This window comes from Geomonas propionica, from assembly GCF_016458235.1.
In the GTDB taxonomy this organism is placed as follows: Bacteria; Desulfobacterota; Desulfuromonadia; order Geobacterales; family Geobacteraceae; genus Geomonas; species Geomonas propionica.
Genome location: NZ_JAEMHK010000002.1, coordinates 220294 through 234980, shown reverse-complemented (window position 1 = coordinate 234980; position 14687 = coordinate 220294). Strand labels below are relative to the sequence as shown.

Sequence of the window (14687 nt, the reverse complement as noted above, 5' to 3'; positions counted from 1 at the left end):
CGACCTTTATTTCGACCGCCACCGGTACAACAGCGGCGGATCCTTCAGGAAATCGAACGGCAGGTAGAGCATGTGCACCAGCTTGGTGAACGGCAGCACCGCCACGATCAGGAAGGCACAGGCGGCGTGCAGCTTGAACACCAGCGGGAGGTCGGCGACGTAGTCGATCTGAGGCTGGAACGACACGATGGACCACAGGTACGGCACCGCCGTGTGCAGGTACCACTGCGACCCCCAGCGCATGAAATAGCCGATGTAGATCCCGGTGCCGGCCTGGAACAGCAGCAGGTACAGGATCAGCCAGTCCGAGCTGAAGGTGACGCGCTTCAGCATCCCCGAGTTGACGCGGCGCAGCAGAAGGAGCAGCACCCCCAGTACCGCGAAGATCCCCAGCCCGAGCAAGACGCTTTCCACCCCGAGCAGTGTTTCCGGGTTGCCGAGGAAGGGCTTGAAGATGCCCGGGAAGGCGAAGCCGAGGATGTGCGCCAGCAGGATGGGCAGGATGCCGTAGTGCCACGGGTTGATGCCCCAGTAGAGGACCTTGCGCTCCAGGAATTGGGTCGAATAGGCGGTCCAGGTGAGCCGGTTGCTCAAAAAACGGTACGGAGTGACCAGGAGCAGTAGCGCCAAGGCAGCGTAGGGGAGGGCGATGAAGATCAAAGAGTTCAGCATGTTGCCTCCTCGCGGCAGTCCGCGCTGCACAATAGTTCAGCCGCCTCGATCAAGGTAAGCCAGGGGGATGCGTCGCGCTCGACCGAAGACCCAAGCAGCTTGTTGATCCCGGGCAGGACCAGTTTCTCGATGAACTCGCGGCGGGTCGCGTCCTCGCCGCGGCTGGCGAGGTGTGCCAGGAACGCGAGCACCACGCCCAGGTGGTCCGGCAGTTCCTCAGCCGGTGCCTCGAAGTCGTGCCTGCCATACTCCTGTTTCACCTGGATCATGTAGCCGCCCTTCTTCTGGTTGTCGCCGTACAGGTGGTGCCCCAGGTAGGGAGCCGCCGCGGGGTTGAAGTCGAAGCGGGCCACGTAATCCTCTTGCAGTTCAGATAAAGTGGAGCCGCTCAGCATTTCGCCGAAGAGATGGACGCTCGACGCGATGTCGCTCCGTCTCAGGTAGGCGGCCAGGGCGTCATAGGAAATCTCCAGCTCCTCCCGCTCTTGCGGGTACTCCAAAAGTCGCGACAGGGCGTGGTAACTCTGCTGCATGCTCATTTGCCGCCTCCCCTGGTCTTTTTGAGGATGCCGAAGCCGGCCTCCTGCTTGCGCCGCTGCGGATCCTGCTCCTCGCGCTGTTGGGGCGGGATCACGTTGCGCTCGTTGTAGCCCGCCACCGTGAAGAGCCGGTACAGCCTCTTAGCCGCTGCCTCGTCCAGCCCCGCATCTGCGAGCAGCGCCGGGTCCGCCGGCAGCCCCAGGTTCTCCGCCCGCATCTGGACCCGGATGGCGATCAGTTTCTTCAAGGTTTCCTCGATGACCTCCTCGTTGCCGGCTGAGAGCAGGCTTGCCAGGTAGCCGATGGGGACGCGCAGGGTCTCAAGTGCCGGGATCATGCCGTGCTCCAGGAGCTTATGGGTGTCGCCCCAGGTAGAGAGAACCGGCGACAGGGAAGGGATGTAGTACGCCATGGGGACGGTCCTGAACTCCGGGTGCAGCGGGAGCGCGATCCGGAACTCCTTGACCAGCGCGTAGACCGGCGAGGCGACCGCAGCTTCCAGCCAGTTGTCAGAGATCCCGTTTTCCTTGGCCAGCCGGCAGACTTCAGGGTCGCGCGGGTCGAGGATCACGTCGCGGTGCGCCTCGACGAGTTCGGTATCCCCCTTTAGGGCCGCCCCTTCCACCGCGTCCGCGTCGTAGAGCAGGACGCCCACGTAGCGGATGCGTCCGACGCAGCTGTGGGCGCAGGCGTTGCACTGCCCGGTCTCCACCCGCGGGTAGCAGAAGATGCACTTTTCCGCCTTGCCGGTGTTCCAGTTGAAATAGACCTTCTTATACGGACAGGCGCTGGTACAGAAGCGCCACCCCTTGCAGACCTCCTGGTCGACCAGCACGATGCCGTCCTCGCCCCGTTTGTAGAGAGCGCGGGAGGGGCAGGAGGCAACGCAGGCCGGGTTCAGGCAGTGGTTGCAGATGCGCGGCAGGTACTGCATGAACATCGAATCGTAGGACTCGATCACTTTTTTGTCCTTGAGGTTCAGGTCCTTGGCGGCGTAGATTTGGGAGCCGGAGAGGTCGTCGTCCCAGTTCGGTCCCCCCTGGATCTCCTCGATCTTCTTTCCCGAGATCTGGGAAAATGCCTCGGCGACCGGCTGATCTTTCGCCTCCTTGGCGCCGGCGAGGTTGCCGTAGTCGAAGTCGAAGGGCTCGTAGTAGTCCTCGATCTTCGGCATGTTGGGCTGGAAGAACATGTTGGCAAGGGTAGGGCCTTTGCCCATCGCCTTCAGCTTCAGCTTCTTGCCGTCGACCACCCAGCCACCCTTGAAGCGCTCCTGGTCTTCCCACTGCCTGGGGTAGCCGACGCCGGGTTTGGTCTCGACGTTGTTCCACCACATGTACTCGGCGCCCTTGCGGTCGGTCCAGATGTTCTTGCAGGAGATCGAACAGGTGTGACAGCCGATACACTTGTCCAGGTTGAAGACCATCACTATTTGAGCTCTTACATCCATATATGGCTCCTTGAGCGCTGCATTGTCCGCTCCCTCCAAGGGGGCGTTTGCCACGGCGCTCGTCGTTTAACTGTAGGGGCGAATAATCATTCGCCCGTCCACTCTCCCCCTCGGGAAGGTGACGATGTCAGCTGGTGCGAGGCGGTGTGGGCGAATGATTATTCGCCCCTACAGGTCCACCGCACGGTCCCTTACTTCAGCTTCCTGACCACCACGTAACTGTCGCGGTTCACGCCGGTTGGGCCCCAGTAGTTGAAGTAATAGCTAAACTGCGCGTACCCCCCCGAGCATCAGGGTCGGCTTCAGCCGGATCCGCGAAAGGCTGTTGTGCACGCCGCCGCGCTTGCCGCTCTTCTTGGACTTCTTGATGTTCAGGGTCCGCTCCGGCGCGTGGTACATAACGGCCGCACCGCGGGGGATCCTAGAGGATACGATGGAGCGGCAGACCACCACGCCGTTGGCGTTGTAGACCTCGATCTGCTCGTTGTCCTCGATGCCGGCACCGGCCGCATCCAGGTGGTTCAGCCAGACCGCCTGCCCGCCACGCGACAGGGTGAGCATCCTCAGGTTGTCGCTGTAGGTGGAGTGGATGCCCCATTTCCCGTGCGGCGTCAGGAAGTTCAACACCAGCCCGGTTTCCCCCTCGGTCTCGTCCAGAAGGGCCGGGTTCAGTTTCCCCTTGAAGGTCGGGAGACCCTCGTGGAACTCGCGGTAGTACGGGTGGTCCAGGTAGAGCGACTGCCTCCCCGTTAGGGTGCGCCAGGGCACCAGGTGCTCCACGTTCAGCGTGTAGGGGGAGTAGGGGCGCCCGCCGTTCACCAGGCCGCTCCAGATCGGGGAGTTAATGATCCGGCGCGGTTTCTGGGTCACGTCCTCCCACTTGACGCGTATTTCGCGCGCGCCTGCGGCGAGCTGGGCGAGGGGCTTGCCGACCCGTTTTTCCAGGTTCTGGTAGGCGCGGTGCGCCAACTCTCCGTTGGTCTCGGGTGCCAACGACAGGATCGCGTCCGCCACCACCTTCTCGTCCGCCAGGTCGACGTAGCTCTTGCCGTTCCAGGTCCTGTTGGGAAGCTCCCTCAACAGCTTCTCGTGCTCGTCGTCGGCGTCGTAGTAGTTGCCGTGCGACCCCAGGTGCCCGATGTTGGGGCCGAGCGAGAGGAAGCGGTTGTAGAGGTTCACGTAGTCGCGCTCGACGATAGCCAGGTTGGGCATGGTCTTGCCCGGCACCGGCTCGCATTCCCCGAGTTTCCAATCTTTGACCGACCGTTGGGCGATCTCTCCCGGCGTGTCGTGCAGAAGCGGCGCGGCGATGACGTCCTTCACCGGCTCCGGTAGGTGGATCGCCGCCAGCTCGCTCACCTTCTTGGCGATCTTGCTGAAGATCTTCCAGTCCGACTTGGACTCCCATGACGGCGGCACGGCGGCGTCCATGCAGTTCACGAAGGAGTGCATGTCGGTGGTGTTGAGGTCGCTCTTCTCGTACCAGGTGGCCGCGGGGAGCACGATGTCGGAGTAGAGGGTTGAGGTATCCATCCTGAAGTTCAGGTCGATCACGAGATCCACCTTCGCCTCGGGCGCCTTTTCGTGCCAGACGATGTCCTTCACCTGCCCCTTGGCGACTTCCTTGGCGCTGGCGCTGGAGTTGGGGGCGCCCAGCACGTGCTTCAGGAAGAACTCGTGCCCCTTGGCGCTGGCCGAGATGGCGTTGCCGCGCCAGATGAACCACACCTTGGGCGAGTTGCCGGCGGCGTCCGGGTCCTCGATGGCGAAGCGGGTCTTGCCGCTCTTGATCCGGTCTACCAGCCAGGACCGGGTCGCTTCGTCATCACCGCATCCGTCCTTTTTCGCGTCTTTCATCAGCTCCAAGGGATTCGCGTTGAAGTGCGGCGCGAAGGGAAGCCACCCCAGGCGCACCGCCTTGGCGTTGAAATCCGCCGCGTGCATCGGCATCTTGTCGCCGGTCTCCGGCTTGAAGTAATCCACGAAGTTGCGGTCGTAGCGCCACTGGTCCGAGTGCATGTACCAGAAGCTCGGCGTGTTCTGCAGCCGGCTCCCCTTGACCCAGTCCTGTGCCATGGCGATGGAGGTCCAGGGGGAGAGCGGCGCCACCTTCTCCTGGCCTACGTAGTGGGCGAGCCCCGCCCCGTTTCTGCCCACGCTCCCGGTGAGGATGAGCGCGGTGATGGCGGCGCGGTAGATGAGGTCGTTGTGGTACCAGTGGTTCACCCCGGCGCCGATGATGACCATGTTGCGACCGCGGCTCTGCTCGCCGTTCTGGCCCCATTCACGGGCGATCTTGATCAGCGTTTCGGCATCGATGCCGGTGTGCTTCTCCTGCCACTTCGGGGTGAAGGGGAGGTCGGAATCGTAGCCGTGCGGGTAGTCGCCGGAGAGCCCGCGGGAAACGCCGAACTGCGCCATGAGGAGATCGAAGACCGTGGTGACCACGATCTCGCCGTCTGCGGTTTGCACCCGGCGCACCGGCACCTCACGCACCGCATCCTTTTCGCCCTCGAAGCGGAACAGCACCTTCCGTGTCTCCTGTCCCAGGAAGGTGAGGGCGGGATCGATCTCCGCGCCGTCGACCACGTCCTTCATGTCCAGGTTCCACTGCCCCTCCTGCTTGCTCCAGCGCGAGCCGAGGCTGCCGTTGGGCACGCGCACCTCGCCGCTCTTGTCGGCGACGCACAGGCACCACTCCGCGTGCTCCAGCGAGGCGGAGCGCTCGAAGCGGGCGGCGCGCACCAGTTCCCCCTGGCGCCACACGGGGACTGGCTCCGCAGGTGCCTGTCCCCCTTCCGGCGTCAACTCCACCAGGAACGGGAAATCGGTGTACTTGGTGACGTATTCCTCGAAGAAGGGAACCTGCCGCTCGGCGTAGAACTCCTTTAGGATCACGTGGTTCAGCGCCATCCAGAACGCGCCGTCGTGCCCCTGCTCAACCGGGAGCCAGGCGTCGGCGAACTTGCTTGCCATGGAGTAGTCCGGCGACATCACCACCACTTTGGTCCCGCGGTAGCGCGCCTCGGTGAGGTAGTGGGCGTCCGGGGTGCGGGTCATCGGGACGTTGGAGCCGCACAGCACGATGTAGGAGGCGTTGTACCAGTCCGCCGACTCGTTCACGTCGGTCTGCTCGCCCCAGACCTGCGGGGATGCAGGCGGGAGGTCGCAGTACCAGTCGTAGAAGCTCATGGCGACGCCGCCGAAAAGCTGCAGGAAGCGGCTCCCCGCCGCGTAGCTGATCATGGACATGGCGGGAATCGGGGAGAAGCCGACCACCCGGTCCGGTCCGTGCTTCTTGGCGGTGTAGATGCTGGAGGCGGCGATGATTTCGGTGACGGTGTCCCAGTCGCCGCGCCTAAAGCCCCCCATGCCGCGCTGCCCGGTGTAGGAGGCGCGCGCATCCGGATTCTCCACGATGCTGGCCCAGGCCTCGACCGGGTCGGTGTGGACCTTCTTCGCCTCGTTCCAGCGGTCCAGCAGGGCGCCGCGCAGGTACGGGTGCTTCACGCGCAGCGGACTGTAGAGGTACCAGGAGAAGCTGATGCCGCGGGTGCAGCCGCGCGGTTCGTGATTGGGGATGCTGCCGTCGAACTGCGGGTAGTCGTTCGCCTGCAGCTCCCAGCCCACGATGCCGTCCTTCACGTGCACCATCCAGCTGCAGCCACCGGTACAGTTGACGCCGTGGGTGGAGCGCACCACCTTGTCGTACTGGGCCCGGTTCCGGTACAGCTCCTCCCACTGGCGGTTGTGCGCCGAGCAGTCGTCCTTGATCCTGTTATGTGACATTACTTGGTTCTCCTCTTGAACAGCAGGACGGCGATGAGGCAGATGGCGAAGAAACCGAGGCCGGCGGCGGGATACGGATCGCTCGCGGCGTGCTTCCTGGCGGCGGCGTCCTTGAACAGGGCGGTCAGCGCGGTGGATTCTTCATCGGTCAGGGGGCGCTCCGCGTAGATCTTCTTCATGATGGGGAAGCTGAGGCTTTTCAGCACGCCGCGCACGCCGTTCTCGCCCATCTTGCCGTAAAGGTTGGTAAGGTCCGCGGCGAGCGCGCCGCCGTAGATGCCGGGGTACTCAAAGCGATGACAGGAGACGCAGGGCGCGCCCCCTTTGGCGAAGCGCTGCTTTCCGGTGAACAGGTCGCGGCCGGTGGCAAGGAGCTCCTTGGTCACCACAACTTCGGCGGGCTGTTGCGGCGCCTCCGCCTGGGCCGGTTGAGCCGCGGCGGGAGCGGCTTTATCCGCGCTGGCACCGGCGCCAGCGGGCGCGTTGCCACCTCCCAGGAACGCGACGATCTTTTCCGCGTCGCCTCGGCTCACTCCCACGTTGGGCATCTCGAAGCCGAATTTCTTCACGAGTTCCGCCTGGGCGGGATCCTTCTCGGCGGTCAACTTGCCGGGATCGGTGATGATCTTCACCAGCCACTCAGCCGGGTGCTTGGCGCCGATCCCTTTCAGGTCGGGGCCGCCGCCGTCGCCGCCGCCGATAGTGTGGCAGGAGGCACAGTGCTTGTCGAAGAGCTCCTTTCCTCCGTCGGCCCGGGCGGTCCCGGCGACGGCTGCTGCCAGCATGAGTGCGACGATAAAACGGATCGGCGTCAACGGCGAATGGGACATGAATGACTCTCCTTCAGCTTCTGGGGTGTCGATGCGCCCGGCAGCCGCGTCAGCGGTACACTGGGCGATGTTGTAAACACTTCGGATACAGGAGACTCTAGAACAGTAGTTTGTTAAGGTTCTTGACCTAAATCAAAAAAATGGAGATGGAATGTTCGCTAATGAGGTGAAGGCGGCGACGGAACTCATTATAGCAGTATAGTTTGATTTTGCAGGGGGAGAGGCAAGTAAGTGGGGGGCGGTCGTCGAGCCCGACCCGCCGCGCTGGGCGGCGGGCAGGGTTTGGCTAGGGCGACGAGGGGTCAGTCTTTCTGCGGGGTCATCTCGAAATTGCGGTCCAGCAGTACGACATCAACCATGTCGCCTGCGGCGTAAGAGGATTCCGGTGCCAGCTTCATCAGGCCGTTGCCGAGGATGAGTGAGGAGAGGCGGCCCGAACTCTGGTTTCCCGTGGTGGAGACCAGGTAGCTGCCGTTTCCCTGGGACACGATGCCGCGCACGAGGTGGGGGCGGTCCCCCTTGTTGGCGGTAGCCTCCTGTAATTCGGCCCGGACCACCGGGCGGAACACCCGGGCGTGCCCCATCGCCTTAAGCAGGGTAGGGCGCACGAAGAGTTCGAAGGAGACCATGGCGGCGACCGGGTTGCCGGGGAGGGCGAAGATCGGTTTGCCCTGCAGCGTCGCGAAGGCCAGCGGCTTGCCGGGTTTCATGTTCACCTTCCAGAAGCTCACGCTCCCGCCGAGTTCCTCGATGGCAGCCTTGACGAAATCGCGGTCGCCCACCGAGACGCCGCCGGTGATAACCAGGAAATCGGCGTTGAGCCCAGCCCGGATCTTGTCGCAGGTGGCCTCCAGCGTGTCGCGGGCGATCCCCAAAAGTATCGGGTCCCCACCCGCATCGAGCACCTGGGCCGCGAGGCTGTAACTGTTGCTGTTGATTAGTTTGCCCGGCTCCGGCGTCGAGCCAGGTTCCAGCAACTCGTCCCCGGTGGCGAGGATGGCGACACGTGCGCGTCGGTGCACGGCGAGCGAGGTGCTTCCCATCGCGGAAAGCATGCCGATCTCCTGCGGTCGCAACAGCGATCCGGCTGGAACCACGACGTCGCCTCGGGTTATATCCTCACCGTGCTGCCGCACGTGGTCGCCCGTCTTGACCTTGCCGCGCAGGACGATGAATGCGCCATCCTCCTCGACGTCCTCAATGGGAACCACGGTATCGCATCCCGGTGGCAGAGGCGCGCCGGTCATGATCCTCACCGCTTCGCCCGGGGGAACCGGTTCGTCGCGCACCTCTCCAGCCGGGAGAAAGCCGCACACCCTGAGCCGGTTCTCCTGTACCCCCGCGAAGAGAAAGGCGAATCCGTCCATCGCGGAATTGTCCGCGGCGGGAATGTCCCAAGGGGCGATATAGTCCTGCGGGGTGATCCGGTTCAGGGCGTGAAAGACGGTAACCTTTTCCGTCTCGAGAGGGCCGATTTGGCTCAGGATGATCCGTTGCGCTTCTTCGATGCTGATCATGGCGTCGCTGCCTCCCTCACAGGTTATTACGATCCGCTGCGGCGGTGCATTGGAACAGGGCGGTTGTATCAAAATGGCGGCCATTACCGCAACAGATTTCCGCAACTTGACACTTGTTGCGCTCATTGTACATTTGGTCCGGACATATTTACCGTTTTGCCAAGGGAGCGCAAGTCACAGTGGATAAGATCAAAGTGTGCGTGAACGACATGATGCAGCAGGGGTACGTCTACTACCGTACCGAGCCGGTGGGGAAGAACTTTCATCCCGAGTTCAAGCCGGACCTGACTCCGAAAGAGATGCTGGAGATGGGTGTCTTCGGCGGCAGGTACATGACCGACTGCCAGGAGGAGTTTCCCCGGGAGTGGTTCGAGAACGCGCGGCTTTGTCACGAGCGGCATGTGCCGGAGTACAACTTCTTCGGCGTCAACGCCTCCAAGCCGCTCTCTTACTGGCGCGAGAAGGGGTGGATCTACAGCGACGACCCGCGCGGCTGGTTCCAATGGTACTGCCGCTACTACATGGGGCGCCGCTGCCCCGACGACGCGCGCCAGATCAAGCGTTGGAAGGCGATGACCCGGCACATCGCCCAGATCAGGCGCAATTGCCCCGAGGGGGTGCTCACCTGCCGCAGGAGGCAGCGCCAGGCGCTGTTGCATTGGGCCTACGATAGCCGGAATTTTTAAAACCTTGGGCGAATGATTATTCGCCCCTACAGGGCACGCACCCGCTCCCGTCCACTGTAGGGGCGAAAAATCTTTCGCCCGCCTTTCATCTCCCAGGTGTCCCCCCGTCCACTCCCTATACGACCTTCCCCTCCTTCACATACTCCCTCAAAATCGCCGCCTCCAGCCGTTTCAGTTCCAGCCGCCGCGTCTGGTCAGCCAGCACCTCCAGTGCACAATACTGCGTCACGTTCATGATCCCTGCGCCGGGCAACTCGTACCGCGCCGCTATCTGGCGCCAGTCGATCTCCGGGGCGATCTCCACCTGGGACGGAAACGCGTTGCACCAAAGCCGATGCCTCTCCTCCGGCCGAGGCATAGGGAAGTGGATGATGCTCTGGAAGCGCCGCGCGAAGGCGGGATCGAGGTGGCTGCGCTGGTTGGTGGCCAGGATCACTAGGCCGTGGTACTGCTCGATGCGCTGCAGCAGGTAGGAGACCTCCTGGTTCGCATACCGGTCGTGGGCGTCGCGCACGTCGGTCCTCTTGCCGAACAGCGCGTCCGCCTCGTCGAAGAACAGGATCCAGTCCTTGAACTCCGCCTTCTCGAAAAGTAGCGCCAGGTTCTTCTCGGTCTCCCCGATGTACTTGGAGATCACCCGCGACAGGTCGATGCGGAAGACATCCTTACCGGTGTACTTCCCCAACAGGGTGGCGGTCAGCGTCTTGCCGGTGCCAGGAGGGCCGTGGAAGAGGGCGCGATAGCCGCGTTGTAGTTTGCGCCCCATGCCCCATTCCTCGATGAGGGTCCGGTTGTGGGCGATCCAGTTCTCGATCTCCCGGATCTGGCGCAGGGTGTCGGGATGGAGCACAAGGTCATCCCACTCCAGTTCCGTCTCTATGGCCTGGGCGGGAAAGTCGGGGCCGAAACGCGGCCTTCCGACCGTCCCGAGGGTGACCCACTCCACCAGTTCCGGGTCGATGCAAAGCCGCCCGCTCATGACCGGATCTCCGGGACGCACCTGGTCCAGCCAGAGGATCCGCTTCTTCGCGAACCAGTGCTCGCTGCCGAAGAAGCGCTGCACCTCGATTCTTTTCCTTACGTCATGCCCGGCCAGGATGAACTGCGCCGTTTCCCCGGTGGGGAGGACGGAGCGCTGGTCCGCTCCGGTCACGCCGCCGAATTCGGGAAGCTCGCCTCCTTCCGGCAAGAGCCTCCCCAGGATCTTGTTGAAGAACCCCGGGCGCAGATGGGGCGCCAGGGCGATCATGATCACGGCGAACTCGTCCCTGGTCGGATCCTGGCTCTTGATGAACATCTCGATGGGGGAGTCCTCGCTGTAAAACTCAAGCGGTGGCGGCAGATACTCCTCCGCCTGCTCCAGCCGCACCCGAAGATATCCGGTCACGAGTTGGGCGAGCCAGTCCAGGGCCAGTTCCAGGTTGACCACCTCGTCGCTTTGGTGTGGGGGAGGGCTATGCCGGGGCATGGATCGCGGCACCCGACGCCTGCAGGAAGGAGAGCACCAGCTCCGGGTACCCTCCGCGGAAAAATTTCTCATCCCCTGAACCAAGCGCTGCGCGCAGATGGAATTCCCCGTTGTTGACCCGTACCACCTGCACCACGGGGTCTGGCGCCGGCACCTCTTTTCTTGCCGCCGTCAGGTCCTTGTCGCCGATCACCCTGCGGGCGGTCTCCTTGGCCTTGTTTTCGGAATCGAAAACCCCTACCGCCAGGCACGAAAAGGGCTCGAACTTGTAGCTCTCCACCTCGGGCGAATAGTCGTCGATTTCGTCCATGCCCAGATAGCCCAGCTTGAGCGGCTTGATGGCGACCTGCACCCGGAAATGGATGGTGACCCGCCAGACGAAATCCCACTTGGAATCCCATCCTTCCTCGTCCCAGTATTCGCTGTAATAGTTGCAGCGGTAAGGCTTGATGCCCCACTTCAAGGGCTCCGCGCCGATGTCGAGCGCGCCGATCAGGGCGCCCACGAACCTCTCGGAGCCTCCTCCCACCTGGTCGGAGTCGCCCCGGGTCAGGATGAAATCAACCACCGTGCCGTCTGCGCTAACCGAAGGGTGCCACAGGTATAACATGCTCATTTTCTTCCCTCTCCTGGTCCGCGGAAGTTGATCGTCACCGTCTTCTTGTAACTGCCGGGGAGTTTGGCGCCCATGGAGCTGTTCTGGCTGTAGGGCACAACCGCGAGCCCCTTGATCTTGTAGAAATAATCTTTGCGGTCGGAGATGGTTCACCTCCTCCAGCGTCGGCGAATAGATGTCGAAGATCAGCTTGAAGGTATGCAACTGGTCCAGGGGATTGATGGGGACACTCGACGTCGTGATGGAGGCCGGGTCGACCGTAGTCTCGGTGAAGACGTTTTTGAACTGGAAGAAGCGGATGACGTTGGAGAGCACGGACAGAGCATTAATATAGTCGCTATGGGTTGCGGTCATCAGGATCAGGAAGTTCAGGAACACCGGTGGGTTCTGGTAGCTTGCCTTCAAGGCCGCTTCGTCGCGCACGTAGTTGGGAGGTTCTTCAGCGTCTTCTCTTCCTTTACGTTGACTGCCGAGAGGTACAGCTTTTCGCGCGAGATAGTGCCGCTGCCGGTGGCGAAGATGTCGGAAACGTTGCCCAGGCTTACCGCGTCCGGAGCGGTGTAGACATCATTAAGATGCTTGCTCAGCTCGTTCATTACAATGGTCAGTGCGTGGGAGATCATGGTCCTCTCGTAGGTGCCCCTCGGGGTGGAAGACAGTGAAAGCAGGCTGATATGCGCGGCTGGCACCCGCAGGGCCCTCGGCGGCAACCGACACGAAAAGCTGGCTGTGCGCGTTGGGTAGTAATGAAAGATAAAATGTTATTGTTGTAATTAGGATAATATAATCTAACGTGGTTTGTTGAGGTGTCAACAATAGCGACAAAAAAAGGCGCCGAAAGTAGTGGACACAGCGCGCTGCCGTTGCCCAAGCGTTCCTCCCTTTGCAAAGGGAGGACAGGAGGGATTTGCCTTGGTCGGATCAAAGGGAAAAGCGGAAGGCTGTGGACACAAAGCACTGCACGTGCCCAAGCGTTCCTCCCTTTGCAAAGGGAGGACAGGAGGGATTTGCCTGTGTCAGATCAAAAGGAAAAGTGGAAAGAGTGGTCAGCCAAAATGAAGTTGGTCGGAGAAGAGATTGTCAGGCAGGGGTAAAACGGGTACAAAACCATCCCCTGGTATCTGCCGCTGTGGCAGTACCATATTGGCAAGGTTGCGAAAGAGGCCATACAGATCGGCGGCTCTCGGTCGCTTACGCCGCCTTCAGCACGCGCCTGCGGTCGTACCCCTGGTACGGTCCGCCGGCACCTCTGACCCGGTCATGGCCGAGTCGGACGTAGCCGTCGGAGCGGAAGAACCCCAGGATCTTACCCTGCATGATCAGGGTGTCGAGCTGGTAGTCATGCACCTTGGCGCTCTGGAACTCATCGTACACCACGCGTATCAGCATCGTCCTCTCCCCCGCGGGTGGCATCCTCTCATACAAAAATGCATGGCATGGACAACCGGACAGGTGTGAATGACAATGGACGCCAACTGCTGTGTTACGAATCCCTCCGGTTATGTTTGATATTTCCATCGCAGCGCGGCTTGCAGTCAGACGGGTAGGTGAAGCGGTCCGCGTCATGTCTCCATTTTAACAAAATAATTCGAACATGCCATCTCAATACTTTCCTTTGTCAGTAAGGCCCGCTGGTTGTTGTACCGGGACTCCACAATGATCTGCTCTATGAGATCGCGCGGGTGACAAGCGTTCGGTATCGCGCCGTACTGCTTGTAGCAGTAGTTAATCAGGTAGTCATACGCCTCCTGGCTGAACTGCACGTCGTTGGCCTCGCAGACCAGCTTGAAGATCCTTTGGTACTCGTGCTCAGTGGGGCGGTCTATCTCCACCTTGTACCTGATTCTGCGCAGGAACGCCTCGTCCAGCAACTGGGTCGGGTCGAGGTTGGTGGCGAAGAGGACCAGCATGTCGAAGGGGACCGCGAACTTCATGCCGGTGTGCAGGGTCATGAAGTCGATGTGCCGGTCCAGGGGGACGATCCAGCGGTTCAGGATGTCGCGCGGCTCTATCTGCTGCCTGCCGAAGTCGTCCAGGATGAAGATGCCGTTGTTGGCCTTTAGCTGCAGCGAGGCCTCGTAATACTTGGATATCCGGTTGAAATCGAGGTCGAGCATGCGCATGGTGAGTTCGCCCCCCACCATGACCACCGGCCTGCGTACCAGCACCCAGCGCTGGTCCACGCTCTCGGGCAGCTGGGTCGGCGGCACGGGGATGTGGTTTACCGGGTCGAACACGCTGATGATCTGGCCGCCGACGTCGATGGCATAGGGGACGTAGACGAAGTCGGTGGGGACCCGTCCCACCGCCTCGGCAATCGCCGTCTTGCCGTTGCCGGGAGGGCCATAGATGAAGACGGTCTGCCCGGAGGTGATCGCCGGCCCCAGGCGCCGGAACAGGTCCTCCCGGCAGACCAGGTGGGAAAAGGCCTCGCGCAAGGTCTGGTCGCTGATGGTAACGCACTTCACCGTCTGCAGTTCCACCATGGTCTGGTACTCGTCGAGGGTGACCGGCGCCGGACCCGCGTAGCGGCAAAGATCCATCAGCTCCAGGCTCCGCTTCTGGCCCGCCTCGGTGACCTTGAAGGTGTAGGTGGCCGAGGCGTAGCTCGTGGCACCCTTGATCTCGACGAACTTCTCCCTCTTCAACACTTCCAGCGCGCGGTTCACGATGGTGATGGGGAGCTTGATCCGGTCCACCACGTCCCCCATGCGGAACTCCCCCATGAAGACGATGTGCTTCAGGACCAGGTCCGTGATGAAGGAGAGGTCGAGCCCGGTGTCCTCGACGCACTTTGCCGGTGGGGGATTTCGTTGGTACTGCTTCTTAATGTCCTGCTCGGTAACGTGGCCCAGGGCAACCAGGTTCTGCCCGAGCCGCCCCCCCAGCCGGCGCTGCCGCTCCAGGGCTTGGTCAAGTTGCGTCTGGGTAATGATATTTTCCTTAACAAGCTTCTCGCCGAGAATGAACATTGTGTCCCCCATGACTGTCATATGCGATGCTTCGTGGTAAGATTTACCTCAAAACTTCGGCATGTAAAGAACCTGGTATTTCTCCGTGTCAGAAAGTAAGCCCTTGTTTTAGATTTCCGGCCCGGCTATAGTATTGTCATATTTTAA

At 61.9% G+C, this 14687-nt stretch carries 12 protein-coding genes; 1 reads left to right on the top strand and 11 read right to left on the bottom strand.

The features are described 5' to 3' along the window. Positions 1-6 precede the first annotated feature (6 nt). The 6 genes from JFN90_RS03635 to JFN90_RS03610 form a co-directional block, all read right to left on the bottom strand. Positions 7-672: a respiratory nitrate reductase subunit gamma gene (locus JFN90_RS03635; protein ID WP_199393739.1), complete on the bottom strand. Its 666-nt coding sequence runs from the start codon at positions 670-672 to the stop codon at positions 7-9. Further along, positions 666-1211 (bottom strand): nitrate reductase molybdenum cofactor assembly chaperone, encoded by a 546-nt coding sequence (gene narJ / locus JFN90_RS03630; protein WP_199393738.1) that lies wholly within the window; start codon positions 1209-1211, stop codon positions 666-668. Before narJ ends, JFN90_RS03635 begins: the two co-directional genes overlap by 7 nt. Further along, a complete protein-coding gene (gene narH, locus JFN90_RS03625) occupies positions 1208-2662 on the bottom strand; it encodes a nitrate reductase subunit beta (protein WP_199393737.1) in 1455 nt (484 codons plus the stop codon). The genes narJ and narH overlap by 4 nt, the downstream gene beginning before the upstream one ends. 264 nt (positions 2663-2926) lie before the next feature. Then, positions 2927-6451, bottom strand: coding sequence for a nitrate reductase subunit alpha (locus JFN90_RS03620; RefSeq protein WP_236018843.1), 3525 nt, complete (start codon positions 6449-6451; stop codon positions 2927-2929). Further along, positions 6451-7281, bottom strand: a complete 831-nt coding sequence (locus JFN90_RS03615) for a c-type cytochrome (RefSeq protein ID WP_199393736.1) — start codon at positions 7279-7281, stop codon at positions 6451-6453. Before JFN90_RS03615 ends, JFN90_RS03620 begins: the two co-directional genes overlap by 1 nt. 302 nt (positions 7282-7583) lie before the next feature. Further along, the gene (locus JFN90_RS03610; RefSeq protein WP_199393735.1) at positions 7584-8798 is read right to left on the bottom strand and encodes a molybdopterin molybdotransferase MoeA; all 1215 of its coding nucleotides are present in this window, start codon (positions 8796-8798) and stop codon (positions 7584-7586) included. A 179-nt stretch (positions 8799-8977) separates the two neighbouring features. On the opposite strand from JFN90_RS03610, the gene JFN90_RS03605 reads away from it, so the two are divergent. Beyond that, complete coding sequence (locus JFN90_RS03605) at positions 8978-9484, top strand: hypothetical protein (protein ID WP_199393734.1); 507 nt, start codon at positions 8978-8980, stop codon at positions 9482-9484. A gap of 115 nt (positions 9485-9599) precedes the next feature. Here JFN90_RS03605 and JFN90_RS03600 read toward each other — a convergent pair whose 3' ends face one another. From JFN90_RS03600 to JFN90_RS03580, 5 genes are all read right to left on the bottom strand, one after another. Beyond that, the gene (locus tag JFN90_RS03600; RefSeq protein WP_199393733.1) at positions 9600-10952 is read right to left on the bottom strand and encodes an ATP-binding protein; all 1353 of its coding nucleotides are present in this window, start codon (positions 10950-10952) and stop codon (positions 9600-9602) included. Beyond that, positions 10939-11973 carry a Pvc16 family protein gene (locus tag JFN90_RS22200; RefSeq protein WP_236018842.1) on the bottom strand — a complete coding sequence of 345 codons (1035 nt, stop codon included), beginning with the start codon at positions 11971-11973 and terminating at the stop codon, positions 10939-10941. The genes JFN90_RS03600 and JFN90_RS22200 overlap by 14 nt, the downstream gene beginning before the upstream one ends. Next, on the bottom strand, positions 11970-12191 hold the full coding sequence (locus tag JFN90_RS22195) for a hypothetical protein (protein ID WP_236018841.1): 222 nt from the start codon (positions 12189-12191) through the stop codon (positions 11970-11972). Before JFN90_RS22195 ends, JFN90_RS22200 begins: the two co-directional genes overlap by 4 nt. Positions 12192-12759: 568 nt before the next feature. Continuing rightward, on the bottom strand, positions 12760-12957 hold the full coding sequence (locus JFN90_RS03585) for a GSU3473 family protein (RefSeq protein ID WP_199393732.1): 198 nt from the start codon (positions 12955-12957) through the stop codon (positions 12760-12762). A gap of 173 nt (positions 12958-13130) precedes the next feature. Further along, a complete protein-coding gene (locus JFN90_RS03580) occupies positions 13131-14540 on the bottom strand; it encodes an ATP-binding protein (RefSeq protein WP_199393731.1) in 1410 nt (469 codons plus the stop codon). Between the last annotated feature and the right edge of the window lie 147 nt (positions 14541-14687).